Below are 26,789 nucleotides of genomic sequence, written 5' to 3' on the forward strand. Positions count from 1 at the left end.
CCCCACTGCGAGCCGCCCTCTCGATTGCCGATATCGGGAAACGGTGGCGGGCTACTGGCCGGAATGCCGGCCGGCTCGCACGTGAAGGCCGATAATCCGCGACCTGGCTGATATCCTGCGCGGATGCCGCGCAACACCCTCGACCACGCCCTCGACCTGCTCCGCTCCACCTTCGGCCACGAGGCCTTCCGCGACGAGCAGGGCGCGATCGTCGAGCACGTCGCCGACGGTGGCGATGCGCTGGTACTGATGCCGACCGGCGGCGGCAAGTCGCTCTGCTACCAGTTGCCGGCGATGCTGCGCGACGGCTGCGGCATCGTGGTGTCGCCGCTGATCGCGCTGATGCAGGACCAGGTCGAGGCGTTGCGCCAGCTCGGCGTACGCGCGGCCTGCCTGAACTCGACCCTGGACGCCGACAGCGCCGCCACCGTCGAGCGCGAATGGCTCGACGGACAGCTCGACCTGCTCTATGTCGCTCCCGAGCGCCTGCTCGGCGGTCGCATGCTCGGCCTGATCGACCGTGCCCATGCGCGTGGTCAGGTCGCGCTGTTCGCGATCGACGAAGCGCACTGCGTGTCGCAATGGGGGCACGACTTCCGCCCCGAATACCGCCAGCTGACGGTGCTGCACGAACGCTGGCCGGACGTGCCGCGGATCGCGCTGACCGCGACCGCCGACGCGCCGACCCGGCAGGAGATCGTCGAACGGCTGGCACTGGAGGAGGCGCGCCAGTTCGTCAGTTCGTTCGACCGCCCGAACATCCGCTACACCGTAGTCCACAAGGACGGTGGCGGCATCCGCCAGCTGCTCGACTTCCTGCGCCGCCACGACGGCGAAAGCGGGATCGTCTATGCGTTCTCGCGCCGCCGCGTCGAGGCCGTCGCCGAACAACTGGTGGAAGCCGGCATCCACGCCCTGCCCTACCACGCCGGCCTGCCGGCGGAGACCCGCGCCGCCAACCAGCGCCACTTCCTGCAGGCGGACGGCGTGGTGATGGTGGCGACGATCGCGTTCGGCATGGGCATCGACAAGCCCGACGTGCGCTTCGTCGCCCATGTCGACCTGCCCAAGTCGATCGAGGGCTACTACCAGGAGACCGGACGCGCCGGACGCGACGGCGCTGCCGCCGAGGCCTGGATGAGCTACGGGCTGGGCGACGTGGTCAATCTGCGTGCGTTGATCGACCAGGGCGAGGCCAGCGACGAGCGCAAGCGGCTCGAACGCGGCAAGCTCGACGCCCTGCTCGGCTACTGCGAGACCACCCAGTGCCGGCGCCGTGCGCTGCTGGCCTGGTTCGGCGAGCACCACGAGGTCGGCGACGCCGGCTGCGGCGGTTGCGACAACTGCCTGGAACCGCCCGAGACCTGGGACGGCACCGTCGCCGCACGCAAGGCGCTGTCGGCGGTCTACCGCAGCGGCCAGCGCTTCGGCGCCGGCCACGTGATCGACATCCTGACCGGCAAGACGACCGACAAGGTGACCCAGTACGGCCACGACCGTCTCAGCACGTGGGCGATCGGCAGCGACCTCGACGCCCGCCAATGGCGCGGTGTGTTCCGCCAGTTGCTCGCCGCGGGCCTGCTGGAGGCCGACGCCGAGCGCTACAACGCGTTGCGGCTGACCGCGGCGGCGGCACCGGTACTGCGCGGGGAGCAGGTGCTCTCGTTCCGGCGCGAGCCCGAACCGCGCAGCCGGCGAGGCCGACGCGCGAGCTCGTCGATGCTGGAGATCGAGCTCGACACCGACGCACTGGCCCGCTTCCGAACGCTGCGCGAGTGGCGCTCGGCGCTGGCGAAGGAGCAGAACGTCCCCGCCTACGTGATCTTCCACGACAGCACGCTGCGCGCGATCGCCGAGGCCGATCCCGGCGATGTCCGCGACCTCGCCCGGATTCCCGGCATCGGCGAGCGCAAGCTCGAGCGCTACGGCGACGACCTGCTCGATCACCTGGCCCGCTGCGCGCCCGATCCGGCGGCCTGAGCCCGCCCGGGCCGGACAGCGGGTTTAAACCTCCGCGCGGCAGCCTGCATCCGAGTGGTTATGCTGAATGCCGTGGCCGAAGAACCCGACATCCCTGCCTCAGGCACCGCGACCCGCGGCGCCGATGGCGACGCCGAGAGCGCTTGGGTGCAGGCCGCCGCCCGCGGCGATGTGGCGGCCTTCGAGGCGCTGTACCGGCGTCATTCGGGCCGGGTCCATGGCGTGATCGGCCGCCTGGTGGGCCACCACGGCACCCGTGCCGAGGACCTGACCCAGGAGGCCTTCGTACGCGCCTGGCAGGCACTGCCGGCATTCAGGTTCGAGTCCGCGTTCTCGACCTGGCTGCACCGGCTGGCGGTCAACACCGCGCTGATGGACATGCGCAGCCAGCGCAGCCGCCCCCAGCACGACGGCGACGACGACGCCCTCGACTCGCTGGGGCAGGCGGATTCGGCCGGGCATGCGACCGCGCTGTCGATGGACCTGGAACGGGCGGTCGCCAGCCTGCCGCCGCGGGCCCGGATGGTGCTGGTGCTGTACGACGTCGAAGGCTGGAAGCACGAGGAGATCGCCGCCGAACTCGGGATGGCGGTCGGCAGTTCGAAGGCCCAGCTGCATCGCGCCCGCAGCCTGTTGCGCGAGCGCCTGGGCGAAGCGGCCTGGCTTGAAGCCGGGCCAGGAGACTTACGATGAACGATCCTTCCGACAAGCACGATCTGCCGCATGACGGCAACGCGCACGCTCCGTTGCCCGACGGCCTGCGCTGGCAGTTGCGCGCGCTGCGCCACGAACGGGCGCCGGACCGCGACCTGTGGCCGGACATCGCCGCGCGGCTACCGCCCCGCAACGCGATCGCCGCGCCTCCACGCCGGCCGGCCCGCTGGCTGGCGCCGGTCGCAATGGCTGCCAGCCTGCTGCTGGTGGTCGGCGTGCTCGGCTGGAACGCGCCACTGAAGCCGGTTGGCAGCCCGCCGCCGGCCGCCACGCCGGCCCTGTCCCGCGCCGACGCCGTGCCCGCCACCACGCCGGATACCGCAACGGCGCGGACGCCGTCGATGCTGGCGCTGGAAACCGCCGGGATGGCCCGGCAGTACCAGGCCGCCTTCGAACAGATCGGCGCGGTGCCGGTCGACAGCGGCCTGCATCCGGCGCTGGCCGAGCTCGACCGCAACGCCGAGCTGATCCTGCAGGCCCTGTCCGAACAGCCCGACTCGCGCCTGCTGCTCGAACGCCTGCACCGCACCTATGCCCGCCGCCTCGCACTCAGCCAGCGGCTGGTCCACTCATGACCGTCGCCTTCGTGAATGCGCGTCCTTGAGCACGTCTTCATGAGCACGCAACCGCAAGCGCGGATTCCCGACCGAACCGCTCCCGCAATCCTTCGCGAATTTCCTGGAGGCCCCATGTTCCGCAATCCCACACTCCGTCGCAGCGACCCGCGTCCGGCCCGCGCCGCGACCACCCTCCTCGCGCTGGCCTTGTTCGCCGGCCTGGCGCTGCCGCTGCAGGCGGCGACCCCGATCGACGAGACGCGTCCGCTGGATCCGCGCGGCCGGGTCGAGATCGACAACGTCAAGGGCAGCATCGACGTCCGCGCCTGGGACCGCTCCGAGGTCAGGATCACCGGCAGCCTCGGCGAAGGCGTCGAGAAACTCGAGATCACCGGCGACCGCCAGTACCTGAGCGTGAAGGTCAAATATCCGAATCGCGGCAGCGGCCTGGGCTTCTTCACCGGCAGCGACCGCAGCGAACCGACCGACCTGGTGCTGATGGTGCCGCTGCGCGCCGACCTCGACATCGACTCGGTGTCGGCCAGCGTGAAGGTCGCCGGTGTCGCCCCGGCCGAGCTGTCGATCGACAGCGTCAGCGGCGACGTCGACGTCGCCGGCGCGCCGGACGAGATCGATGTCGACTCGGTCAGCGGCGACCTCAGGCTGGTCGTCAACAGCCGCAACGTCGATGTCGAGACGGTCAGCGGCGAGATCGAGCTGCGGGGGCGCCTGAGCGACGAAGTGTCGATCGAAACCGTATCCGGCGACGCCCAGGTCCAGGTGGTCGAGTCCGCCCTGCGTCGCTTCTCCGGCGCCAGCGTCTCCGGCGACCTCAGCCTGCGCACCGCACTCGCCGGCAACGGCCGCATCGATCTGGAGACGGTCAGCGGCGACGTCGACCTGTACCTGCCGCGCGGACTGTCGGCCGGCGTGCGCGGCGAGACCTTCAGCGGCAGCCTGCGCGCTCCCGGCGCGGACATCCAGCGCCCCAGGCACGGTCCCGGCGCCAGCTTCGAACACCGTTACGGCAGCGGCGAAGGCGAAGTCTCGATCGAGACCTTCTCCGGCGACGCGACCCTGCACATGGATTGAGCCGCGCGCGCCGGGCGCTCCGTCCCGACGGTTCCCGGCGCACCGCTTCCAGCGGACGGCCGTTCTTCCCGGACGGTCGTTCGTCCTGCACCGCAGGCAGCACTCTGCAGCGTGCCCGGCCCCGGCGGTTCAGCCCGTTGTCGTCGCCGGCTTCGGCGCCCTGGCCAGCCGCTCCAGCGCTTCCGCGCGGCCCGTGGCGAGGTCGACGATCGGGCGCGCCGGATAGCCGTGCGGCGACGCGCCGGTCTCCCAGGGTGCGTGGATCTCGCTGTCGTCGAGCCGGCGCAGCTCCGGGAGCCACCGCCGCAGATACGCGCCAGCGGGGTCGAAGCGCCTCGACTGGGCGACCGGATTGAAGACGCGGTGATACGGCGCGGCATCGACACCGCTGCCGGCGACCCACTGCCAGCCCAGGGTGTTGTTGGCCAGGTCCGCGTCGACCAGGGTATGCATGAACCATGACGCCCCGCTCGACCAGTGGATGCCCATGTGCTTGGTCAGGTACGACGCGACCACCATCCGCACGCGGTTGTGCATCCAGCCCTCGTGCCAGAGCTGGCGCATGCCGGCGTCGACCAGCGGCACCCCGGTGCGGCCATGCCGCCACGCATCCAGCCAGGCCTCGTCGTGCCGCCAGTCGATGCCATCGAAGCGCGGGTTGAAGTTCTCCGTCGTGCTGTCCGGCCAGTGGTTGAGCACGTAGTACGCGAACTCGCGCCAACCGAGCTCGGCGATGAACTTGTCGGCGCCGGGTCCACCGCGGCGCTGCGCGGCTTCCAGGGCGCGAGCGGGGCTGATCTCGCCGAAATGCAGGTGCGGCGACAGTCGCGAGGTGGCCTCGACGGCCGGGCAGTCGCGCTCTCCGGGATAGGCGTCCAGCCGTTCGAGGAAGCGTTCCAGGCGCTGCTGCGCGTGCCGTTCGCCGGGCGTCCAAACCTCCCAGAAACCACGGTCCCAGTCCGGTTCGGGCGCGGCGATCGACGTCTGCAGCCGCTGCATGCCGGACGGAAGCCCGAAGCAGGCCAACCGCTCCGGCGCCGCACGCGGCCGATGGCGCCAACCCGGCCGCGCCGCCTTGAGGAAAGGCGTGAACACCCGGTACGGCGTCGACACCTTGCTGAGCACCATCTCCGGTTCGGTCATCAACCGGCCAGCCGAGCGCCGCATCGCGACGCCGTCGCGGGCGAGCGCCTGCGCCATCCGTAGGTCGCGCGCATCGGCGGCCGGCTCATGCAATGCGGAAACGTGCACCGCCTCCGCGCCAGCGGCCCCGGCCAGCGCGGGGATCACCCGCTCGGCGCTGCCGGCCAGCACGTGCAGGCGACCGCCGATCCGGGCGATGTCCGCCGACAACGAATCCAGCGAACGGCGCAGCCACGCCCGGCCGGCGGTCACCCCGGCGTCGCGGGCCTCGTCGACGTACACCAGCAGCAGCTCGTCGTGCGAGCGGCAGGCCCTTTCCAGCGCCGGGTTGTCGGCCAGACGCAGATCGCGCCGGAACCAGTAGATGCCTCGACTCATGCCGCGAGTATCGCCCGCAGGCGCAGGCCGGCCAATGCGCCTCACGGCCACGCCGGCCCGCCGCCCCGGAACCGGGCCGCCGCGAAGCAGGAGATGGTGGGTCGTGTTGGATTCGAACCAACGACCAGCGGATTAAAAGTCCGATGCTCTACCGACTGAGCTAACGACCCGGGGATGCGGCGACCACGACGGCCATCGTGGCGGTGATCGCGGCTGATGCGGACCGTGACGGTCCGTCTCCTTCCGGAGGGCCGCCATTCTAACGCAAGCGGCTGGCCGGGCGCAGCTTCCATCGGACGCGGGTGCGGGTGCGGGTGCGGGTGCGGGTGCGGGTGCGGGTGCGGCGGCTGTCAGGATCCAGGCGACGTCCGTCGTCCCGGGGCCACTCACGAGCGGCCGTCGGCGCCATCGCCGGCGGATGGGACGATCCGCGGAAGCGGCCGCGATGCGCGGGACCGCTGCTAGCCCCGATAGCGGGTGGTATCGGCGGCGCCGGCCGCGGCGAAGCCTTCGGCGCGCAGGCGGCAGGCATCGCAATGGCCGCAGGCCAGGCCGTCGGCATCGGCCTGGTAGCACGACACCGTCTGCGAGAAATCGACGCCCAGGCGCAGCCCTTCGCGGACGATCTCGGCCTTGCTCATCTTTTGCAGCGGCGCGTGCACGCGGATGCCGGCGCCCTCGACCCCGGCCCTGGTCGCCAGGTTGGCCAGGGCCTGGAACGCGTCGATGAATTCCGGCCTGCAGTCGGGATAGCCCGAGTAGTCGACCGCGTTGACGCCGCAGAAGATGTCGGCCGCACCCAGCACCTCGGCCCAGCCCAGCGCGAGCGAGAGCATGATCGTGTTGCGCGCCGGCACGTAGGTGACGGGAATCAGGTTCCTGTAGGCCGGGTCGTTGAGCGCGGCCTCGCCGACCGGGTGGCCGTCGGCATCGGTCGGCACCTCGATGTCGTCGGTCAATGCCGAGCCGCCGATGCTGCGCAGATCGACATCGACCGTCTTGTGCGCGACCGCGCCGAGGCTGCGCGCGACCCGGTCGGCGGCGTCCAGCTCGGAGGTATGTCGCTGGCCGTAGCGCACGCTGAGCGCATGCACGGCATAGCCCTGCTCGCGGGCGATGGCGACGACGACGGCGGAGTCCATGCCTCCGGAAACGAGAACGACGGCTTTCTTCATGGGGATCGGGATTCGGAACCTGGAATCCGGACTAGGCTACCGCACGCGGCTGCGCGCCCGCCGCGGGAAGCTTCCCGCGCACCTGCATGCCGGCGTTCGGAACCGCATGCTCAGCGCCCCGGCTCGTCGTTCCACAGGATCTTGTGCAATTGCAGCTGGAAGCGCACCGGCAGGCGGTCGGCGACGATCCAGTCCGCGAGTGCGCTCGGGTCGACCTGGCTGAAACTCGGGGAGAACAGCACGTCGCAGCGCTCGCTCAGCCGCTGCTCGGCGACCATGTCGCGGGCCCAGCCGTAATCCTCCCGCGAGCAGATCACGAACTTGACCTGGTCGTGCGCGGTCAGCAGCGGCAGGTTCGACCACAGGTTGCGATGGACCTCGGCCGAACCCGGCGTCTTGATGTCGAGCACCCGCGAGACCCGCGGATCGACAGCGCCGATGTCCAGTGCGCCGGAAGTCTCCAACGAAACCTCGTAGCCCGCATCGCAGAGCCGTTCGAGCAGGCCGATGCAGCGCTTCTGCGCGAGCGGCTCGCCACCGGTGACGCAGACGTGGCGGGCGCCATGGAACGCGACTTCGTCGAGGATGCGATCGATCGTCCACCATTCGCCGCCGTGGAACGCGTAGGCGGTGTCGCAATACTGGCAACGCAGCGGGCAGCCGGTCAGGCGCACGAACACGGTCGGCCAGCCGATGCTGCGGGACTCGCCCTGCAACGACAGAAAGATCTCGGTGATGCGCAGCCGGTCCGGCGACGCGGCGGCCGCATCGGCAGTCACGGTACTCATCGGGAAATTCTAGCGGACGCCGCCGCCTGAGAGGCGCCGGGCGCCGGCTTCAGCGCAGGCGGTTCAGCTGGATCGCGCTGAGCCGGTCGGCGGCGGTGCGCGCCGCGTCGGTGCCCGGATAGCGCTCGGTCACCATCGAAAGGGTGCGTTCGGCCTCGTCGATCCGCTCCAGGCCATACTGGGACAATCCCAGCTTGAGCAGGGCGCCGGGCGCCTTGTCGTGGGTGGGATAGCGCTCCATCAGGGCCTGGAACTGGGTCATCGCCAACGGGTAGTTGCCGGTGACGTAGTAGCTTTCGCCGAGCCAGTACAGCGCGTTGGGCGCATAGGCGCCGTCCGGGTACTGCTGCAGGAACGACTGGAACAGGCTGGCCGAATCGGCATATTCGCCGGTCTTCAGCGCGGTGAACGCGGCATCGTAGGCGGTGCGTTCGTCGGCGCCCTGGGCGATCGTGCCGGGGTCGCCGTAGACCGACGGCGGGGTGTCCCGGACCGCCGCCGAGGGCGACGGAGCCGGAGTGGCCATGGCATCCGCCCCTGCCGCGGGCGGTGCGACCTGCCCGCCCTCGAGGCGGTTCAGGCGCCCGTCCAGGTCCAGATACTGGGCCTTGCCGCTCTCCTGCTGCTGCTTCAACTGGTGGTTCAGCTCCTCGACCTGCGAGCGCAGCGCCTGCACCTCGGCCTTGAGCTGGTTGACCTGGTTGAGCAGGTCCATGGTGGCCTGGTTGTCGGCGGCGCGCTGTTCGAGCAGCGCGACCCGGTCGGCCAGGCTCATGCGTTGGGCCGACGCCGGTGCGGCGGCCACGAGGGCCGCCGCGAGCATCGAGCTGGCGAGCAAATGACGCATCGACATCATCGATATCCTATACGCGCCGCATTACTTGGCGGTGTAGACGATCTCGACGCGACGGTTGCGGGCCCAGCAGTCCTCGTTGGACTCGGTGCAGACCGGACGCTCCTCGCCGTAGCTGACCACGGTGATCTGGCTGCCGGAACCGCCGTTGGCCTGGATCGCCGAGGACACCGCATTGCCGCGGCGCTCGCCGAGGCCGACGTTGTAGTCGCGGCTGCCGCGCTCGTCGGCGTTGCCTTCCAGGGTCATCCGCGAGGTCGGGCGGTCACGCAGGTACTTGGCGTGGCAGGCGACGATCGACTGGAACTCCGGACGCAGCGCGTCCTGGTCGAAGTCGAAGTACACCACGCGCTGGCGCAGGCAGGCGTCGGTGTCCAGGTCTTCCGGGGTGTAGGCGCCCGGGGTGACCGGCGTGGTGTCGGTGACAGGCGCGGTCGGGGTGGTGTCGGCCGGCGGCTCTTCCTTGACCTTCTTGGAGCAGGCTACGGCGACCGTGCACAGGACGGCGGCGAGAACGATCTTGCCGATGGTGGCCGGGGTGGTGCTGTTCATGGTTGTTCCTCGTCGTTGCGTGGGACAGATGGGTTCGCGAAAGGGACTGCGTTCTTGAACGATCTACGTCTTGTATCTGGGACCGGGCCGCGCGGGCCTGGCGAATGTTTCCTTCTATTCATGCATCAGACCCCGTGCACGTCGGGGAAGCGCCATCGGGCTTCAACGTTTGAGGCGGTACGGTCCCCAGGCCGGTTCACGCACGTCGCCATCGGCCAACACCAGGCGCTGGCGCACCCGGGCATCGGCCGAAACCGCGTACAGCACCCCCTTGCGGCCCTCGCGCGCAGCATAAATGATCATCGCGGCATTGGGGGCAAAGCTCGGCGACTCGTCCAGCGACCCCGGCGACAGGGTGCTCCAGCGCGGCGAGCCCAGGCTGCTGTCCATCAACGCGATCCGGTAGGTGTTGCCGCTGCCCTGGGCGGTGACCATCTTCTTGCCGTCGAACGAGACGTCGGCGCTGGCGTTGTAATTGCCCTGGAAGGTGACCCGGCTGGCGCTGCCGCCGCCGGCCGGCACCTGGTAGATCTGCGGACGGCCGCCGCGGTCGGAAGTGAAATAGATGGTGCTGCCGTCGGCGCTCCAGGTCGGCTCGGTATCGATGCTGAAATGGTTGGTAAGCTGGGTCAGCGCCCGGCTGCCCAGGTCCATCACGTAGATCTCGGGGTTGCCGGACTTGGACAGGGTCAGCGCCAGCCGGCGGCCGTCCGGCGAGAACGCCGGCGCGCCGTTGATGCCGCGGAACTGGGCGATCCGCTCACGGCTGCCGCTGCCGATCTCCTGGATGTAGATCGAGGAGTTGCCGCCCTCGAAGCTGACGTAGGCCAGGCGGTTGCCGTCCGGGCTCCACGACAGCGACAGCAGCGGCTCGGACGAGCGCACCACGGTCTGCGGGTTGTATCCATCCGAGTCGGCGACCATCAGCGCGTACTGGGTGTCGCGACCGGTGCCGGTCGCGGTCACGTAGGCGATGCGGGTGAAGAACGCGCCGCGTACGCCGAGGATCTTCTCGTAGATCGCATCGGCGATCTGGTGGGCTGCATCGCGCATCGCCGCCGGCCGCGCGGTCATCGCGAAGCCGAGCAGGCGCTCCTGGGTGGCGACGTCGAACAGTTCGTATTCGACCCGGTAACCGCCACCTGCGGCATCGACCACGCGACCGACGACCAGGTAGTCCTGGTTGAGCGCGCGCCAGGTCGGATAGTTGACCTCGCTGCCGCGGGTCGGACGTTCGATCAACCGGTCGGCGGCGAGGCTGCGGAACTGGCCGGAGCGGTTGAGGTCGGCGGCGACGACCGCGGCGACATCGGTCTCGGGAGCGGCGGCGCTGCCCTGGTACGGCATCGGCACCACCGCGATCGGCAGCGCCGCTGCGTTGCCGCCGACGATGTCCAGCTCCAGCCCCTGCTGGGCGGACGCGGCGAACGGCAGCAGGGCGGCGAACACCGCTGCCAGCGCGGGCAAGGCCAGCGTGGTTGTGAGCCGGCTCAGATATCGTTTCATCGGCATTTCCGGAGTTTGACGTGGAGTGTTAACAGCTTCGACGTGAACGCTGGCTCAAAGCTGAACAGGCCTGAAGAAGGCCGGTCAGCGGTCACGGGCTTCGAAATTCAGCAGCAGCTGGCGCTGGAACACCGTCTCGAAGCCCGCGTACGGCAGCGGTTGCGCCTTGTATACGGCGGCCTCGATCGAGGCCCGCCCCGCTTCATCGTAGTCACACGGCGATGACACTTCCGCGCTGACCACGTCGCCGCCGGGCAGCTGGCGGACCAGCAGCATGCAGCGAGCGCCGGGCGACACGCTCTGCGGGCGGATCCAGTGGGCGACGACCGCGTCTCTCAACGCGTCCCCGTAGCGGGCCATCAGGGCGTCGTCCAGTCCACCCGCGTCGCTGACCGCCGGGTCCGGGACCGGGCCTTCGGCAGCGGCGGCGAATGGCCACGAGGCCAGCAGCAGGGCAAGCATCAGCGCTGGCGTTGGCGCCGGCGCGGTACCGGGCGGCAGCGCGCGGGTCGGACGCGGGAGACGTTTCATCGGCATGTCGTGGCGATCCGGAATGAAGTCATTGGGAGGATGGCGTCGCGGCATCCGGGCGGAGCATCTTCCGGCGACCGTAACCGCGGTCAACGGTCGCGGGCCTCGAAGTTCAGGATCAGGGTGCGCTGGAACACCGGCTCGAAGCCCGCGTACGGCAGCGGCTGGGCCTTGAGCACGGCGGCTTCGATCGAACGCCGGCCCTGCTCGTCGTAGGCGCACGGCGACGACACTTCCGCGCTCATCACCTCGCCGCCCGGCAGCTGGCGGATCACCAGCTTGCAGCGCGCGCCCAGCGGCACGGTTTCCGGACGGGTCCACTTCGACAGGATCGCCTGGGTCAGCGCAGCCTGGTAGCGGGCGGCCAGGTCGGTGTCCTGGCCGCCCTGCCCGGCCGGCGCGGCGGCGGCGCTGTCGGACGCGGTGCGCGCCTGGGCGTCGGCGATCTGCCTGAGCTTCTGTTCGGCCAGCCGCGCCTCGCGCTGGGCGGCCTCGCGCTGGCGGCGGATATCGGCCAGCCTGGCCTGGCGCTCGGCCTCGGCCTGCTCGGCGAGGCGGCGCTTGCGCTCGGCCTCCTCCTGCCGTTTGCGCTCGGTCAGGTCGACCTGGTCCTGGCGCTGCTTCGCCTCCTGCCGCTCCTGCTCCTCGGCCGGCGTCGGCGTCGGCTGGTCGGTGACCTCCTCCTGGTCGACGGCGTCGGGCTCGGGGATGAACTCCTGCGCCTCCGGTTGCGGCGGTGTCGGTGCATCCTCGACGACCGGGGTCGGCAGCGGCTGCGGCGGCGGCACGGTTTCCTCCTCGGCCGGGGTCTCGACCACCGGCGGCTCCGGCTGCGCCGGTTCCGGGCGCTCGGCGAGGGTGCGCTGCATCGCCTGCGACAGCGCGTTGGCGTCGACCAGCTCGGCCGAGATCGGCGAACCCATCGCCTGCACCTGCGGATTGCTGCGGTCCCACCACAGTCCCGCGATCATCAGCAGGAACAGCAGCAGGTGCAGTCCGATCGCGAGGACGACGGCCTGCGCGGTGTCGGCGCGCGTTTCCCGCATATCAGCGACGGTCCTGCGGCTGGCTCATCAGGCCGACGCGTTCGACGCCCGCGTTCTGCAGCAGCACCATCGCGTCCATCACCTTCTGGTAGTTGGCCTGGCCGTCACCGGCGACGAACACCGGCACGTCCGGGTTCTGGCCGACGATCGCGGCCATCTTCGCCTTCAGGTCGTCGGCGGTGAGCGCCTCGTTGCTGCCGGCCTCGAGGGTCAGGAAGTAGTTGCCGTCGATATCGACGCTGACCACGATCGGGTCCTTCTTCTCCTGCATCGATTTCGCGTTCGACTTCGGCAGCTCGATGTCGACGCCGAGGTTCAGCAGCGGCGCGGTGACCATGAAGATGATCAGCAGCACCAGCATCACGTCGATATAGGGGACGACGTTGATCTCGGCCTTGAGTTTGCGCTTGCGCTGGCGGCGCGCGGCGATGCCGGACATGGGGTTTCTCTCGTGTTCGGGGGACGGAACGGCTCGGAGCCGATCCCGGGGTCAGTCCTGGGCCTGGCGCTCGAGGATCGAGGAGAACTCGTCGGCGAAGGCGTCGTAACGGCCGCCGATGCGCTCGACCTTGGTCGCGAAGCGGTTGTAGGCCCAGACCGCGGGGATCGCGGCGAACAGGCCCATCGCGGTGGCGACCAGCGCCTCGGAGATGCCCGGCGCGACGGTGGCGATCGTCGCCTCCTTCATGTTGGCCAGGCCGTGGAAGGAGATCATGATTCCCCAGACGGTGCCGAACAGGCCGATGTAGGGCGAGATCGAACCGACGTTGGCGAGGAACTCGAGGTTGTGCTCGAGCCCGTCGAGTTCGCGCGAGGCGGCCACCCGCATGCCGCGCTGGGCGCCTTCGAGCTGGGTCTTGCTGTCGATGCCGCGGCGCTGGCGCTGGCGGCCGAATTCGCGGAAACCGGCCTCGAAGATCGCCTCCAGGCCCGCGATCTCGCGGTGGCGCTCGGTGGTGCCGGCATACAGCTTGCTCAGCTCGGCGCCGGACCAGAACTTCTCCTCGAACTGGTCGGCCTCGCGCTCTGCGCGGTCGAGCACCCGCTTCTTGCGGAAGATGATGATCCACGAGGCGATCGAGGCGAACACCAGCAGCAGCATCACCGCCTGCACCGGCAGGCTGGCGTGCAGGATCAGCTGGATGATGTTGAGGTCGCCGCCTCCGGCCGCGGCCGCGGCGGCTTCGGAAACGGCCTGGCCGGCGGCGTCGACGGCCTGTTCCGGCAGCGGCTCCACGACGGTGGCCAGCAGCGCGCTCGGCAATGGGGTCATGCTTGGTTTCTCCGCGCCCCGCAGGGCTTGCTATCAGTCGTTGTGGGGTGGTGCGTGCGGACACGCACCGGGTCGATCGCCGCGGGCGCTCCAGCCCGCTCCGGCTCAGGCCCCGATCCCGGTGTCCGCACCGGATTCGAGCGCCTTGAGCTGACCGTACAGCGGCTCCGGAATCGGCCGGGGACGGAAACTTCCCGCCTCCAGCGCTGCGACGCGCACCTGCGCGGTCAGCAGCCTCTCGCCGCCGCGGCGGATCTCCTGCCCGAACACCGCACTGGCGCGGCGGCACTGCAGCAGCCCCGCCGAAACCTCGAGCAGGTCGTCCAGCCGTGCCGGCCGCAGGAAGTCCACTACCATCGCCCGTACCGCGAACACCAGGTCGTGCTCGCGGCGCAGGCGTTCCTGGCCGTGACCGTGCGCCCGCATCCATTCGGTCCGCGCGCGCTCCAGGAACGCGACGTACTGCGCGTGGTAGACCACCCCGCCGGCGTCGGTATCTTCCCAGTAAACCCGGATCGGAAGGCTGAACATTGCTTTAAGAAAGCGCCGAAACAGGGCGTGGGGGCCGGTGCGGGAACGACACCGCGGCCGGGGCGGGACGGTCCAGCCGGCGTCGCGCCAGGAACCAGGGGACCGTCGCGCGGGCGGCTGCCCTAATCCGCATTCCCGGCTCCGGCGTTCGCCTCGAACAGGTCCGCACCCGACTTCGGACGCAGGCCGACATGGCGGTATGCCTTCGCCGTCGCCATCCGGCCGCGCGCGGTCCGCACCAGGAAACCCTGCTGGATCAGGTAGGGCTCGATGACGTCCTCGAGTGTGCCGCGCTCCTCGCTGAGCGCGGCGGCCAGCGACTCGACCCCGACCGGGCCGCCGTCGAAGTTCTCGATGATGGTCAGCAACAGCCGGCGGTCGAGTTCGTCGAAGCCCTGGGCGTCGATCTTGAGCATCGCGGTGGCGGCGTCGGCGACTTCGCGGGTGATCGCACCGCCGGCCTTGACCTGGGCGTAGTCGCGCACGCGCCGCAGCAGGCGGTTGGCGATGCGCGGGGTGCCTCGCGAGCGGTTCGCGATCTCGGCGGCGCCGTCGGCCGCGCAGTCGATACCGAGGATCTGCGCCGATCGCCGCACGATCTTCGTCAGTTCCTCGGCGTTATAGAACTCCAGCCGCTGGACGATGCCGAAGCGGTCGCGCAGCGGCGCGGTCAGCAGACCGGCGCGGGTGGTCGCGCCGATCAGGGTGAACGGCGGCAGGTCGAGCTTGATCGAGCGCGCGGCCGGGCCCTCGCCGATCATGATGTCGATCTGGAAATCCTCCATCGCCGGGTACAGCACTTCCTCGACCACCGGCGACAGGCGATGGATCTCGTCGACGAACAGCACGTCGTGCGGCTGCAGGTTGGTCAGCAGCGCGGCCAGGTCGCCGGCCTTCTCGATCACCGGCCCCGAAGTCACCCGCAGGTTGACCCCCAGCTCGTTGGCGATCACGTGGCTCAGGGTGGTCTTGCCAAGCCCCGGCGGCCCGAAGATCAGCACGTGGTCGAGCGCCTCGCCACGGCCCTTGGCGGCCTCGATGTAGATATTCATCTGCTCGCGCACCGGCTGCTGGCCGAGATATTCGTCCAGCCGCCGGGGCCGGATCGAGGCTTCCAGCATCTCGTCCTCGCGCGATGCCGTCGCCGAGATCATGCGTTCGTCTTCCATCCGGCTACCCGCGCCGCCCGGCCGCGGCACCGGACCATCGACGACGCGCGACCGCGGCACGGTCCGCCGTTCCCGCGCGTTCGCAGGCACGCGGCGATGCATCGCGGGCTGCCGGCCCGCCGCGTGGGGCGGTGAAGACGTCGGTGGTGCGATCCTGGTTCATCCGCGCATGGTCGCATGAGCAGGGATCGAGAGACACCCTGCCGGCCCGGGGTCGCCCGCCCGTCGCCGACGCCTGTGGCAGAATGCGCGCCACGCGGCGTCCCAGCGGCGCCGGCCCGGACATCCACCGTGCAGCGACAAGGCCTACGACATCCCGCCCGCCTGATTCCGCTGGCCTTCCTCACGATCATCCTGATCGGCACCGGATTGCTGATGCTGCCGGCCGCCTCGGCCAGCGGACAGTCGGCGCCCTGGCTGACCGCGCTGTTCACCGCGACATCGGCGGTCTGCGTGACCGGGCTGGTGGTGGTCGACACGCCGACCTACTGGTCGACCTTCGGCCAGGTGGTGATCATGGGCCTGTTCCAGGTCGGCGGCTTCGGCATCATGGCCGGCGCGACCCTGATGGGCATGCTGGTCGCCGGACGCCTGAACCTCGGCACCCGCGTCGCCGCCCAGGCCGAGACCCGGCTGGGGCTGGGCAATGTCGGCGGCGTGGTGAGGATCGTGCTGCTGACGACCTTCATCGTCGAGGCGAGCGCGGCGCTGGTGCTGGCCCTGCGGCTGCACCTGAGCTACGACTACTCCTGGGGCATGGCGCTGTGGGAGGGCGTGTTCCACGCGATCTCGGCGTTCAACAACGCAGGCTTCGCGCTATGGTCCAACAGCCTGATGGGCTTTGCCAGCGATGCCTGGATCATGATCTCGATCAGCCTGGCGGTGGTGCTGGGCGGACTCGGTTTCCCGGTGCTCTACGAGCTGCGGCAGAAGCTGTTCAATTACCGGCGCTGGTCGGTGCACACCAAGATCACCCTGCTCGGCAGCCTGGTGCTGGCGCTCGCGGGCGCGGTGGTGCTGGCGCTGTACGAATGGCGCAACCCGGACACGCTCGCCCCGATGACCCTGCACGGCAAGCTGCTGAGCGTGATGTTCGGCGCGATCACCGCGCGCACCGCCGGCTTCAACTCGATCGACACCGGCGCGATGACGCTGGAGAGCCAGGCCGCGACCTGGGCGATGATGTTCATCGGCGGCGGCAGCGCGAGCACCGCCGGCGGGATCAAGCTGACCACCTTCTTCCTGCTCGGCTTCGCGGTGTGGTCGGAGATCCGCAACGAGCCCGACACCATCGCGTTCGGCCGCCGCATCCCCAACGAGACCCTTCGGATGGCGCTGACCGTGGTGCTGATGGCGATGACCGTGCTGTCGTTCGGCACGCTGGCGCTGATGAGCGTGACCGACTTCGCGCTGCACGACGTGATCTTCGAGGCGGTGTCCGCCATCTCCACCGTCGGCCTGTCCACCGGCATCACCGGCGAACTGCCACCGGTCGCGCAGGGCATCGTCATCGTGTTGATGTACGTAGGCCGCGTCGGCTCGGTGACCCTGGCCACCGGCCTGGCGCTGCGCGCACGCCGCCGTCTGTACCGCTACCCGGAGGAGCGCCCGATCGTTGGCTGAGGCCCTGCGCTCCCGCCCGGCAGGAACCGCGCCGCCACGCAAGGGGCCGGGCCCGCTCGCCCGTGCCGCGGCGCCATCGCTGCGTCGCCCGTTGGCATACACTTCCCCATTCTTCCCTGCAGCCCGGGCAGACGGTGCCCGACGCGGACGACGCCGAGCATGAAGACAGGTTCCAAACCCGCCACCCAGAGCGACAGCATCGCGGTCATCGGCCTGGGCCGGTTCGGCGGCGCGGTCGCCGAATCCCTGATGCGGCTGGGCCACGAGGTCCTCGGCATCGACGCCAACGGCGAGCTCGTGCAGAAGTGGTCCGACCGCCTGACCCACGTGGTGCAGGCCGACGCCACCGACGCCGAGGCGCTGCGCCAGCTCGGCATGAACCACATCCAGCACGCGGTGGTCGGCATCGGCAGCGACATCGAGGCCAGCGTGCTGACCGTGCTCGCGCTGGAGGAGCTGGGCGTGCGCGACATCTGGGCGAAGGCCACCGGCACCCGCCATGGCCTGATCCTCGAGCGCACCGGCGCCCGCCACGTGGTCCACCCGGAGGCAGCGATGGGCGAACGCGTCGCCCACCTGGTCACCGGCAAGATGATGGACTTCCTGGAGTTCGAGGACGGCTTCGCGATCGCCAAGACCAAGGCCCCGGAAGAGGCCCTGGAAAAGACCCTGAGCGAGTCGAACCTGCGCCAGAAGCACGGCATCACCGTGGTAGGCCTCAAGCGCCGGCACGCCGACTTCATCTACGCGCAGGCCGACACCTACATCGAGCCCGGCGACATCCTGGTCATCTCCGGCCCGACCAGCCTGATCGAGAAGTTCGCCGCGCTGGAGTGATGCGCGGCCGGCGGCTGGCTCGCCTCCGCCAGTCCCCGGCTTGCCGGCCGGCACGCTCCGGCCCGCAGCCGGCTCGCGAACGCATGCTTCCGATCCTGTTGCCGCGGGAGGCCTATTTGCCCAGCAATGCCAGCAGGCCCTTGCGCTGCGAGGGCTTCAGGCCGCGGAACCGTGCGAGCAGGTCGGCCTCGTCCGCGTTGCGCACGACACCGGGCCGGTACGCGGGCGCGGGCTCGGCGACATGCGCGTCGTCCGTCGCCACGCCCTCGATCAGGTACTCCAGGGTCAGCCCGTCCTCGGCGACCAGCCGGCGGATCCCGGCCAGGTTCTCCAGGCGCGGCTGCGCGAGCCCGGCCTCCCATTTGGAAATCGTCGCCTTGGTGACATCCAGCTCGAAGCCGATCTGTTCCTGGGACCAGCCACGGGCATCCCGGAAGCGCTTGAATCGGATGCCGAAATGCTCCATGGCGGCATTCTCGGCGGCTCGGAAACCTCTGTCGTTTCCTTTTACATGCGCATACGGTTTCCATTTGGAAACACGGACACGGCTGGCGCCGGTGAACGGCATCGCCTGACGAACGGTGGCGGGCCGCCGCTCTCCGCGGCCTGGGTATCGCCTGCCGCCCTGGCGCGCCCGCATGGATCGGTGGCGCAGCCCCATCGGAACCCCGGCGCCGCGGCGGGGATCGCGACGGCGCGCCCGACCGGGCCGCCGCGGCCCTCAGATCTCGACCTGGGTGCCGAGCTCGACCAGGCGGTTGCCGGGGATGTGGAAGTAGCCGGCGACGGGGGCCGCGTTGCGGTGCATGGTGGCGAACAGCTTGTCGCGCCAGATCGGCATGCCGTCGCGGCGGGCGACCGCGACGATGCTTTCGCGGCTGAGGAAGTAGGTGGTGTCCATCGGGTCCATCGACAGGTCGCAGACGTCGCAGGTCTGCATCAGCGCCAGCGGCACGTCCGGGGTTTCCATGAAGCCGAACCGCAACAGCACCTTGTAGAAGCCGTCGCCGATCTGCTCGACGATCATCCGCTTGTGCGAATACGGCACGTTGAGGGTGGCGACGGTCAGGAACACGTTCTGCTCGTGCAGGACCTTGTTGTGCTTGAGGTTGTGCAGGAACGCGTGCGGCACCACGTTCTTGTCGGCGGTCAGGAACACCGCCGTGCCCGGCACCCGCACCGGCGGCGCCAGCATCAGGCTGGGCAGGAAGGTGCGCAGGTCGATGCCCTCCTTCTGGATCTCCGCGCGCAGCAGCTTGCGGCCACGGCGCCAGGTGCGCAGCATCGTGAACAGCACGACGCCCAGCGCCACCGGGAACCAGCCGCCCTGCGGGATCTTGACGAAGTTGGCGGCGAAGAAGGCCAGGTCGATGCACAGCAGCGCCAGGCAGAACGGCAGCACCCAGACCCGCCAGCGCGGCCACAGCGCGCGCGCGACCACCGCCAGCAGCACGGTGTCGATCAGCATCGTCATCGACATCGACACGCCGTAGGCGTTGGCCAGCGCCGAGGAACTGCCGAAGCCGATCACCAGTCCGACGACGATCACCATCATCGTCCAGTTGATGCCGGGGATGTAGATCTGGCTGATGTTGCTGCTGGAGGTGTGGCGCACGGTCATCCGCGGGATGTAGCCCAGCTGCATCGCCTGCTGGGCGACCGAGAAACCACCGGTGATCACCGCCTGCGAGGCCATCACCGTGGCCGCGGTCGACAGCACGATCAGCGGAATCAAGCCCCATTCCGGCACGCCCATGTAGAACGGGTTGCGCGCGGCGACCGGGTTCTCCAGCACCAGCGCGCCCTGCCCCAGGTAGTTCAGCATCAGCGCCGGCAGCACGAAGAAATACCAGGCGTGGCGGATCGGACGGGCGCCGAAACGGCCCAGGTCGGTGTAGATCGCCTCGCCGCCGGTGACCGCCAGGATCACCGCACCGAGGATGAAGATGCCGCCCCAGGCATGGTCGGCGAAGAACCGCACCGCCCACAGCGGATTGACCGCCTGCAGTACCTGTGGCGCATGCAGGATGTCGGCGATGCCCAGCACCGCCAGCACCAGGAACCAGATCCCGGCGATCGGCCCGAACACCAGGCGGGCGACACGCGCAGTGTCGTGACGCTGGATCGCGAACAGCGCGATCAGCACCACCAGGGTCACCGGGATCACCACCACGCCGAGGTCCGGCGAGACCACTTCCAGGCCCTCCACCGCCGCCAGCACCGAGATCGCCGGGGTGATCACGCCGTCGCTGAAGAACAGCGCCGCACCGAAGATGCCGACCACGCCGATCACGTAGACCGAACGCGAGCCCTTCGACAGGCTGCGCTGCGCCAGCGCCATCAGCGCCATGATGCCGCCCTCGCCCTCGTTGTCCGCGCGCAGGATCACCGTCACGTACTTGAGCGCGACCACCAGCATCAGCGACCAGAACACCAGCGACAACAGGCCGAGCACGTTGTCGTGGTTGGGCTGCAGGCCGTAGTGCGGCGAGAACGCCTCCTTCAGGGTGTACAGCGGACTGGTGCCGATGTCGCCGAAGACGACGGCCATCGCGCCGATCATCAGACCGCGCAGGCCGTTGTCCTTTTCGCTCGGCCGCGTGGACGATGCTGGAGTCGTGGAATCGTTCATGGGATGAACTGTGATGAGGGTGGTGGGCGACGGCCGGCTCAGCGGAGCGCGGATTTCAGCGCCTTGCGGATGATGGTGGCGGCATCGTCGCCGGCCTCGGTCGCGGCCTTGGCCATGCGCGCGGCCTCGGCCGGCTTGTAGCCGAGCTGCTGCAGGGCGACGACCGCCTCGCTCTGGGCGTCGGCGGGAATCCCGCCGCCCGTCAGCGACACGCCGCCTCCGACAAGGTCGGCGGCACGATCGCGCAGCTCGACGACCATGCGCTCGGCGGTCTTCTTGCCGATCCCGGGGATACGGGTCAGCGCGGTCACGTCGCCGGCCTGCACCAGCCGCGCGAACTCGTCGACGCTGACGCCCGAGAGTACCGCAAGCGCGATCCTGGCGCCGATTCCGGACACCTTCTGCACGTCGCGGAACAGGCGCCGCTCGGCCTCGCGCATGAAGCCGTACAGCGAGACGCTGTCCTCCTTCTGCGCGTAGTGGGTGAACAGCGCGACCTCGCGGCCGATGTCCGGCAGGTCGTAGAACGTGCTCATCGGCGCCTCCAGCTCGTAGCCGACGCCGTGGACGTCGATCACCAGCCATGGCGGCTGCTTGTGCACCAGGGTGCCTTTCAGTCGACCGATCATTGCCTGTCCCCCCAGACGCAGGCGCGGATGGATTGCCACGCGGCAGTCTCCCGCATGGTTGATCGCGGCGCGACCGCTGCGGGCGCGATGGATGGCGACACGGAAGTGCTCAACCCCGCCTCCGCAACTGGTTGACCGCAATGCCGGTGCGACCGGCGGTGGCGCTCATGTGGGCATGGGTCAGCGCGATCGCCAGCGCGTCGCCGGCGTCGGCCTGCAGCTTCGCATCGCCCAGGTTCAGCAGCAGCCGCACCATGTGCTGGACCTGTTGCTTGTCGGCCGCACCACGCCCGACCAGCGACTGCTTGATCACCCGCGGCGCGTATTCGCTGACCGGCAGGCGCCGCCGGACCACCGTCGCCAGCGCGGCACCGCGTGCGTGGCCGAGCTTCAGCGCCGAGGTCGCCGACTTGTCCATGAATACCGTCTCGATCGCGACCTGGTCGGGGCGCCATTCGTCGAGCGCGGCCTCCAGCCCTTCGCACAGCAGCCCGAGCCGGGACGGGAAGTCCTCCGCGTCGAGCAGCCTGAGCACACCCGCATGCACGTAGCGGCAGCGGCCATCGGCGCCGACATCGATCACGCCCAGCCCTGTGCGCTGCGAACCGGGATCGATGCCGAGGATGCGGGAGGAAATGCGCACGCTAGCGTCCGCCACCGGAGCGTGCGTCCCCGTGCGGGACGGCATTCCGGCGGCGCCAGCCGGATCGGGCCACGAGCGGCGCCACGCCCGCCTCCCGCATTGGATGAACGCAAGTCACGGTGTCCAGCCTACGCGGATTACGCGTAGGCGTCCTCACCCAGCTCGGCGTTGGAGTAGACGTTCTGCACGTCGTCGAGGTCCTCCAGCCAGTCCAGCAGCCTGGCGACCTGCTGGGCGGTCTCGCCCTCGACCGCGACGTCGTTGTCGGCCCGGTAGGTGACCTCGGCCTGGGCCGCCTCAAGGCCGGCCGCGATCATCGCCGCACTGACCGCGTCGAATGCCTCCGGCGAGGTCAACACGTCGATCGAGCCGTCTTCGGGATAGACCACCACGTCGTCGGCGCCGGCCTCGATCGCGGCCTCGGTGATCGCATCCTCGTCCGAACCGGGGGCGAAACTGAGCACGCCGAGCTTGCGGAACATGAACGCGACCGAGCCGTCGGTGCCGAGATTGCCACCGAACTTGCCGAACGCGTGGCGCACGTCGGCGACGGTTCGGACCTTGTTGTCTGTCAGGCAGTCGACGATCACCGCGACCCCGCCCGGCGCATAGCCCTCGTAGCGGATCTCCTCGTAATTGACGCCCTCGAGCTCGCCGGTCGCCTTCTTGACCGCGCGCTCGACCACGTCCTTGCTCATGTTCGCGCCCAGCGCCTTGTCGATCGCGGTGCGCAGGCGCGGATTGTTGGAAGGATCGCCGCCGCCGGCACGCGCGGCGACGGAGATCTCGCGGATGATCTTGGTGAACATCTTGCCGCGCTTGGCGTCCTGGGCGCCCTTGCGGTGCTGGATGTTGGCCCATTTGGAATGACCGGCCATGGTGTCCTGGATCGCCTGCCTGGTGGCTTGCCTGATGGCTCGCCCTGTAAAAAGGAGAGGTGCGCCGTCCGGAGGCCCGCGACGGGCCGGCCCGGATGGGCTTTGCTGCGGCGCGCAATTATAGGCAAGCCTCAGGCGTCGTGCAGGAACCGCCCGTTGCGCAGGAAATGGGCGGCCTGGCGGGCCGCGTCCGCCGAGAACGCCAGCCCGGTATGGCTGGCCGACACCACGCAGTGGTCGGCCAGGCCCGGCAGGTGGGTCTCGGCCAGTGCCACCGTGCCGTCGGACTCGCCCTCGAAGCGGGTCAGCAGGCGGCCCATGCCGCGCGCGACGTTGCCGGCGACCATGCCCACCGGAGGCCCGCCCTGCCACGGCGGACAGCCCTGCTGCAGCAGCCGCCCGCTGCGGCCGAGCACCAGGCCCGTCCACGTGCGCCGCCCCAGGGTGCGCGCGGCCACGCTGCCGCACAGCGGCGATCCCAGGCAGACCATCCGCACGACCGGCAGGTCCGGCTCGCGCCGCAACGCCTCCATGCCGACCATGCCGCCGAGGCTGTGCCCGACCAGATGCACGGGAGGGCCGCCCTTCAGCCGTTCGATCAGCGCTTCGATGGCGGGCTCCGGGCCACCGAAGATGCTGGGGTAACCGAACACCTCGACCCGAAAGCCGTGCCCGCGCAATCGCCGCGCCAGCGGTGCCATCCAGGATTTCGCGTTCCAGATGCCGTGCAGCAGCAGCACGCGCGGGACGGACGGATCGACTGGGCTCATGCGGGGCAGTGTCGGGCACGGACCGCCATGACGACAATGCCCGGCGGCCGCAGCCGGCGCTCACGCGTACCGGCCAGGGCAGACCAGGACGACACCCGGGCGGCCACGCGGCCGCGAAGGCCCGCCTCACCCGCGCCGATCGTCGCCGGACGGATCGGCGGACGACGGATCGACGGAGCGGCCGTCGCGCGTGACAGACCGGACGGAGCGTCGCCCGCGCCCCGCCGCGTCACGAAGTCCCGTCCGTTGCGTTCAGCGACCGGCGCGGCCGAACTCGCGGGCGACCCAGTCGTCGACCAGCCGCTTCTCGTGGGCCAGCGGATCGCTGTTGAAGTGGCGACTGGTCCGCTGCAGGTAGCCGAGATCGGCCAGCCTGGGTTCGCCCTGGCCAATCACCCGGTCGTCGGCGTCGTAGCGGGTAAAGCTCAGCCAGAGCCGAGGCGGATAGATGTCGCGCATCACGCGGATACGGTCGGCGTTCATCCCGCGACCGGGCTCGTAGTCGCCGGCACGGTCGATGTTGGTGATGCGGATGTCGACCCGCTGGCCCGCCGGCAACGCCTTGCCGACGCGCTCGCGGAGGTACTCGGCCAGCTCGACGACCCAGTTGCCCTGCTTGGCCTCCCAGCGATTGCCGCTGTAGCGGAGCTCGGTGAAACCGGCGGGATCGTCCCAGCTCACGCTCACCGGATGCCCGTTCTCCAACTGGCGCGGGCGGTCCGGGTCGGTCACGGTCCGCGCGGCGGCCTGGGAGCCCGCGAGCAGCAGGACCGTCACGGCGGCGGTGCGGAAAAGGGTGTGCAGATTCATCTCGATGGCTCCGGGGTCGTTGCGCTTGGATCAATGCCGCGGGTCGCTGCCCGCTCATTGTGCCTATACGTTCGACAAGCGCCGAAGCGTCGCGTTCACGGAACGGATCCGTTCAGCTGGCCCTGCACGCGATCAAGCGTGGTGCCGGCCCGATCGTGTTGATCCGCGAGGACGGACGGGCGGCCGCAGGGGCACCCGTCCACCCGATCCGCTGCGATGGCACCCGGATCAATTGCAGCAACCGATCAATGGCAGGGGTAGATCATCATCGGCCCGGGGCGGCCACTGGTCGTTCCCCGGGTGGCCACGTAGCCGTCGCACTCGATCCGCATGCCGCCGATCGCTTTGCCGTTGCTGTCGTAGCAGGTCCTCTCGCCCCACTCCTCGCCCAGTATCGGGTACCGGGCCAGTGCGTTGCCGGCCAGCGCGGTCGCGCATGCCTGCATCCCCGTAACCGAACATCGGACGGCTCGCAGAGTGCAGCGACGAACATGACATCGGCCGCGCACCGCGGTCGTGCGGCAGCCGCTTCAGCCTGCTGTCTTCGGCCTCACCGCGACATGCACCTCGGCCAGCTGCGCATCCGGGATCGGCGACGGCGCGCCGGTCATCAGGCACTGCGCGGTGGTGGTCTTGGGGAAGGCGATCACGTCGCGGATCGACTCGGTGCCGGCCATCAGCGCGGCGATGCGGTCGATGCCGAACGCGATGCCGCCGTGCGGCGGTGCACCGTACCTCAGCGCGTCGAGCAGGAAGCCGAACTTGGCCTGCGCCTCTTCCGCGCCGATGCCGAGCAGCTCGAACACCGCCGACTGCATCGCGGTGCGATGGATGCGGATCGAACCGCCGCCGATCTCGTTGCCGTTGAGCACCATGTCGTAGCCGCGGCTGACCGCGGTTCGCGCGTTCGCGCGCAGTCCGTCGACGTCGTCCACCGCCGGCGCGGTGAACGGATGGTGCAGGGCGACGTAGCGGCCTTCCTCGGCGTCCCATTCGAACATCGGGAAATCGGTGACCCACAGCGGCTTCCAGCCGGCCTCGACCAGGCCGAAGTCCTTGCCGGCCTTCAGCCTCAGCGCGCCCATGAAGTCGCTGACGGTCGCGTACTGGCCGGCACCGAAGAACACGATGTCGCCGTTGCCTGCTCCGACGTGTGCGACCAGCGCGGCGAACTGTTCATCGCCGAAGAACTTGGCGATCGGCGACGACACTTCGCCGGTTTCCGACAGTTTGATGTAGGCCAGCCCGCGCGCACCGTACTTGGCGGCGTGGGCGGCGTACTCGTCGATCTGCTTGCGGCTCAGCGTCGCGCCACCCGGCACGCACAGCGCGCAGACGCGTCCGCCGTCGACACCGGCCCAGTCGGTGAACACCTTGAACTCCGAACCTTTCACCTGCGCGTCGACATCGACCAGTTCCAGCGCGATGCGCAGGTCGGGCTTGTCCGAGCCGTAGCGGCGCATCGCTTCTGCATACGTCATGCGCGGGAATTCGCCGAGATCGACGTCGATGACCTCCTTGAACACCTCGCGGATCATCGCCTCGGTGGTGTCCTGCACGTCGCGTTCGGAGACCCAGGCGAACTCCATGTCGAGCTGGGTGAACTCGAGCTGGCGATCGGCACGCAGCGCCTCGTCGCGGAAGCAGCGCGCGATCTGGTAGTAGCGGTCGAAGCCGGCCACCATCAGGATCTGCTTGAACAGCTGCGGCGACTGCGGCAGCGCGTAGAACTCGCCCGGGTGCATGCGCGCCGGGACCAGGAAGTCGCGCGCGCCCTCGGGCGTGGCCTTGGTCAGGATCGGGGTTTCGATGTCCTGGAAACCGCGCGCGTCGAGCCAGCGCCGCAGTGCCTGGACGAGCTTCGTGCGGGTGCGCATCTTGCGCTGCATCTCCGGAGTGCGCAGGTCGAGGTAGCGGTACTGCAGGCGGATGTCCTCGCCCGGGTTCTCATGGGCGTGAAACGGCAGCGGCTCGGCCTTGTTGAGCACCTCGATGCGGCGCGCGACGACCTCGACCTGGCCTGTCTTGATCTTCGCATTCGGCGATTCGCGGCGGCGCACCTCGCCGGTCACGTGCAGGCAGTCCTCGTAACCGACCTTGGCGGCGGTCGCGATGACCTCGGCATTGCCTTCCACGCCCTGCTCCGGCTCGGCGACGACCTGGACGATGCCCTCGTGGTCGCGCAGGTCGATGAAGCACAGGCCGCCGAGGTCGCGGGCAACGTCGGCCCAGCCGCACAGGGTGACGGTCTGGCCGATCAGCGATTCGTCGATCAGGCCGCAGAAGTGGGTACGCATGGAGACTCCGGACATGGGCCGCAATTGGGACGCGGAAAGCCGGGTAGTTTAACGGCACGGCCCACGTGGGTGTTTTTTCGGCTTCGGATTTGAACGGCGCCCTGTCCGGGTATTGCTCCCCGGCTCGGTCGTATCCATCCATGGCCCGGCTCGCCGCCGCCGGCCCGCTACGCGGTCCGGCCCGGTGTAGCGCGCCGGGCGTTCGCACGGGCTGCACAGCAGTGCTGCGCAAACAGCCCGAGCTCACCCATGGCCGGCTGTACGCAATACCCGGGCAGGACATCGCGTCGGCGCGTCATTTCCATGACTTCGGAACGAAAGGCGGGTCGCAATCTCACGAAGTGGGGAACAACAGGCGCCCGTGCGGCGTCAGGAGCGGGTA

27 protein-coding genes and 1 tRNA gene are annotated in these 26,789 nt (G+C 69.7%); 6 read left to right on the plus strand and 22 right to left on the minus strand.

Going from position 1 to position 26,789, the window contains the following annotated elements:
- Window positions 1-123: 123 nt before the first annotated feature.
- The 4 genes from recQ to L3V18_RS09310 all read left to right on the plus strand — a co-directional run bounded on the left by recQ (window position 124) and on the right by L3V18_RS09310 (window position 4,343).
- A complete protein-coding gene (gene recQ / locus L3V18_RS09295; RefSeq protein ID WP_237054402.1) occupies window positions 124-1,980 on the plus strand; it encodes a DNA helicase RecQ in 1,857 nt (618 codons plus the stop codon).
- 60 nt (window positions 1,981-2,040) lie between these two features.
- A complete protein-coding gene (locus L3V18_RS09300) occupies window positions 2,041-2,673 on the plus strand; it encodes an RNA polymerase sigma factor (protein ID WP_425493498.1) in 633 nt (210 codons plus the stop codon).
- Entirely contained in the window at window positions 2,670-3,269 is a 600-nt protein-coding gene (locus tag L3V18_RS09305) for a DUF3379 domain-containing protein (RefSeq protein ID WP_237054403.1), read from the plus strand. Before L3V18_RS09300 ends, L3V18_RS09305 begins: the two co-directional genes overlap by 4 nt.
- A 114-nt stretch (window positions 3,270-3,383) precedes the next feature.
- Window positions 3,384-4,343, plus strand: a complete 960-nt coding sequence (locus L3V18_RS09310; protein ID WP_237054404.1) for a DUF4097 family beta strand repeat-containing protein — start codon at window positions 3,384-3,386, stop codon at window positions 4,341-4,343.
- Window positions 4,344-4,472: 129 nt separating this feature from the next.
- On the opposite strand, the gene L3V18_RS09315 is transcribed toward L3V18_RS09310, so the two are convergent.
- From L3V18_RS09315 to ruvB, 13 genes are all read right to left on the minus strand, one after another.
- On the minus strand, window positions 4,473-5,864 hold the full coding sequence (locus L3V18_RS09315; protein ID WP_237054405.1) for a cryptochrome/photolyase family protein: 1,392 nt from the start codon (window positions 5,862-5,864) through the stop codon (window positions 4,473-4,475).
- A 94-nt stretch (window positions 5,865-5,958) separates the two neighbouring features.
- A tRNA-Lys gene (locus L3V18_RS09320) sits at window positions 5,959-6,034 on the minus strand.
- Between the two features lie 291 nt (window positions 6,035-6,325).
- A complete protein-coding gene (queC, locus tag L3V18_RS09325; protein WP_237054406.1) occupies window positions 6,326-7,039 on the minus strand; it encodes a 7-cyano-7-deazaguanine synthase QueC in 714 nt (237 codons plus the stop codon).
- Between the two features lie 110 nt (window positions 7,040-7,149).
- Complete coding sequence (gene queE / locus L3V18_RS09330; RefSeq protein WP_237054407.1) at window positions 7,150-7,827, minus strand: 7-carboxy-7-deazaguanine synthase QueE; 678 nt, start codon at window positions 7,825-7,827, stop codon at window positions 7,150-7,152.
- A 49-nt stretch (window positions 7,828-7,876) separates the two neighbouring features.
- Window positions 7,877-8,674 carry a tol-pal system protein YbgF gene (gene ybgF / locus L3V18_RS09335; protein ID WP_237054408.1) on the minus strand — a complete coding sequence of 266 codons (798 nt, stop codon included), beginning with the start codon at window positions 8,672-8,674 and terminating at the stop codon, window positions 7,877-7,879.
- Window positions 8,675-8,704: 30 nt separating this feature from the next.
- Window positions 8,705-9,232, minus strand: a complete 528-nt coding sequence (gene pal, locus L3V18_RS09340; RefSeq protein ID WP_237054409.1) for a peptidoglycan-associated lipoprotein Pal — start codon at window positions 9,230-9,232, stop codon at window positions 8,705-8,707.
- Window positions 9,233-9,394: 162 nt separating this feature from the next.
- Window positions 9,395-10,738 (minus strand): Tol-Pal system beta propeller repeat protein TolB, encoded by a 1,344-nt coding sequence (gene tolB / locus L3V18_RS09345; protein WP_237054410.1) that lies wholly within the window; start codon window positions 10,736-10,738, stop codon window positions 9,395-9,397.
- An 84-nt stretch (window positions 10,739-10,822) separates the two neighbouring features.
- Complete coding sequence (locus tag L3V18_RS09350; protein ID WP_237054411.1) at window positions 10,823-11,269, minus strand: cell envelope integrity TolA family protein; 447 nt, start codon at window positions 11,267-11,269, stop codon at window positions 10,823-10,825.
- A gap of 89 nt (window positions 11,270-11,358) precedes the next feature.
- The gene (gene tolA / locus L3V18_RS09355; protein ID WP_237054412.1) at window positions 11,359-12,315 is read right to left on the minus strand and encodes a cell envelope integrity protein TolA; all 957 of its coding nucleotides are present in this window, start codon (window positions 12,313-12,315) and stop codon (window positions 11,359-11,361) included.
- 1 nt (window position 12,316) lies between these two features.
- Entirely contained in the window at window positions 12,317-12,754 is a 438-nt protein-coding gene (gene tolR, locus L3V18_RS09360) for a protein TolR (RefSeq protein WP_237054413.1), read from the minus strand.
- A 51-nt stretch (window positions 12,755-12,805) separates the two neighbouring features.
- Window positions 12,806-13,588 carry a protein TolQ gene (gene tolQ / locus L3V18_RS09365; RefSeq protein ID WP_237054414.1) on the minus strand — a complete coding sequence of 261 codons (783 nt, stop codon included), beginning with the start codon at window positions 13,586-13,588 and terminating at the stop codon, window positions 12,806-12,808.
- A gap of 105 nt (window positions 13,589-13,693) precedes the next feature.
- Window positions 13,694-14,119: a tol-pal system-associated acyl-CoA thioesterase gene (ybgC, locus tag L3V18_RS09370; RefSeq protein ID WP_237054415.1), complete on the minus strand. Its 426-nt coding sequence runs from the start codon at window positions 14,117-14,119 to the stop codon at window positions 13,694-13,696.
- 122 nt (window positions 14,120-14,241) lie between these two features.
- Window positions 14,242-15,288, minus strand: coding sequence for a Holliday junction branch migration DNA helicase RuvB (gene ruvB / locus L3V18_RS09375; RefSeq protein WP_237054416.1), 1,047 nt, complete (start codon window positions 15,286-15,288; stop codon window positions 14,242-14,244).
- Between the two features lie 291 nt (window positions 15,289-15,579).
- Here ruvB and L3V18_RS09380 point away from each other — a divergent pair, with 291 nt between their 5' ends.
- Both L3V18_RS09380 and L3V18_RS09385 read left to right on the plus strand, forming a co-directional pair.
- Window positions 15,580-16,911: a TrkH family potassium uptake protein gene (locus L3V18_RS09380; RefSeq protein WP_237054417.1), complete on the plus strand. Its 1,332-nt coding sequence runs from the start codon at window positions 15,580-15,582 to the stop codon at window positions 16,909-16,911.
- 159 nt (window positions 16,912-17,070) lie between these two features.
- The gene (locus L3V18_RS09385; protein ID WP_237054418.1) at window positions 17,071-17,748 is read left to right on the plus strand and encodes a potassium channel family protein; all 678 of its coding nucleotides are present in this window, start codon (window positions 17,071-17,073) and stop codon (window positions 17,746-17,748) included.
- A 112-nt stretch (window positions 17,749-17,860) separates the two neighbouring features.
- Here the strand turns inward: L3V18_RS09385 and L3V18_RS09390 are convergent, their stop codons facing one another.
- The 9 genes from L3V18_RS09390 to aspS all read right to left on the minus strand — a co-directional run bounded on the left by L3V18_RS09390 (window position 17,861) and on the right by aspS (window position 26,407).
- The gene (locus tag L3V18_RS09390) at window positions 17,861-18,316 is read right to left on the minus strand and encodes a helix-turn-helix domain-containing protein (RefSeq protein WP_237054419.1); all 456 of its coding nucleotides are present in this window, start codon (window positions 18,314-18,316) and stop codon (window positions 17,861-17,863) included.
- A gap of 153 nt (window positions 18,317-18,469) precedes the next feature.
- Window positions 18,470-20,380: a potassium transporter Kup gene (locus tag L3V18_RS09395; protein ID WP_425493499.1), complete on the minus strand. Its 1,911-nt coding sequence runs from the start codon at window positions 20,378-20,380 to the stop codon at window positions 18,470-18,472.
- Window positions 20,381-20,418: 38 nt separating this feature from the next.
- Complete coding sequence (ruvA, locus tag L3V18_RS09400; RefSeq protein ID WP_237054535.1) at window positions 20,419-21,009, minus strand: Holliday junction branch migration protein RuvA; 591 nt, start codon at window positions 21,007-21,009, stop codon at window positions 20,419-20,421.
- A 109-nt stretch (window positions 21,010-21,118) separates the two neighbouring features.
- A complete protein-coding gene (gene ruvC / locus L3V18_RS09405) occupies window positions 21,119-21,697 on the minus strand; it encodes a crossover junction endodeoxyribonuclease RuvC (RefSeq protein WP_237054420.1) in 579 nt (192 codons plus the stop codon).
- A 92-nt stretch (window positions 21,698-21,789) separates the two neighbouring features.
- Window positions 21,790-22,530, minus strand: a complete 741-nt coding sequence (locus L3V18_RS09410) for a YebC/PmpR family DNA-binding transcriptional regulator (RefSeq protein WP_237054421.1) — start codon at window positions 22,528-22,530, stop codon at window positions 21,790-21,792.
- A gap of 131 nt (window positions 22,531-22,661) precedes the next feature.
- Entirely contained in the window at window positions 22,662-23,300 is a 639-nt protein-coding gene (locus L3V18_RS09415) for an esterase/lipase family protein (protein WP_237054422.1), read from the minus strand.
- A 252-nt stretch (window positions 23,301-23,552) separates the two neighbouring features.
- Window positions 23,553-24,110, minus strand: coding sequence for a DUF3016 domain-containing protein (locus L3V18_RS09420; RefSeq protein WP_237054423.1), 558 nt, complete (start codon window positions 24,108-24,110; stop codon window positions 23,553-23,555).
- A gap of 245 nt (window positions 24,111-24,355) precedes the next feature.
- The gene (locus L3V18_RS09425) at window positions 24,356-24,556 is read right to left on the minus strand and encodes a DUF6289 family protein (RefSeq protein ID WP_237054424.1); all 201 of its coding nucleotides are present in this window, start codon (window positions 24,554-24,556) and stop codon (window positions 24,356-24,358) included.
- Window positions 24,557-24,640: 84 nt separating this feature from the next.
- Window positions 24,641-26,407 (minus strand): aspartate--tRNA ligase, encoded by a 1,767-nt coding sequence (gene aspS, locus L3V18_RS09430; RefSeq protein WP_237054425.1) that lies wholly within the window; start codon window positions 26,405-26,407, stop codon window positions 24,641-24,643.
- Window positions 26,408-26,789 lie beyond the last annotated feature (382 nt).

Source organism: Marilutibacter chinensis (genome assembly GCF_021725675.1).
GTDB classification, from domain to species: Bacteria; Pseudomonadota; Gammaproteobacteria; order Xanthomonadales; family Xanthomonadaceae; genus Marilutibacter; species Marilutibacter chinensis.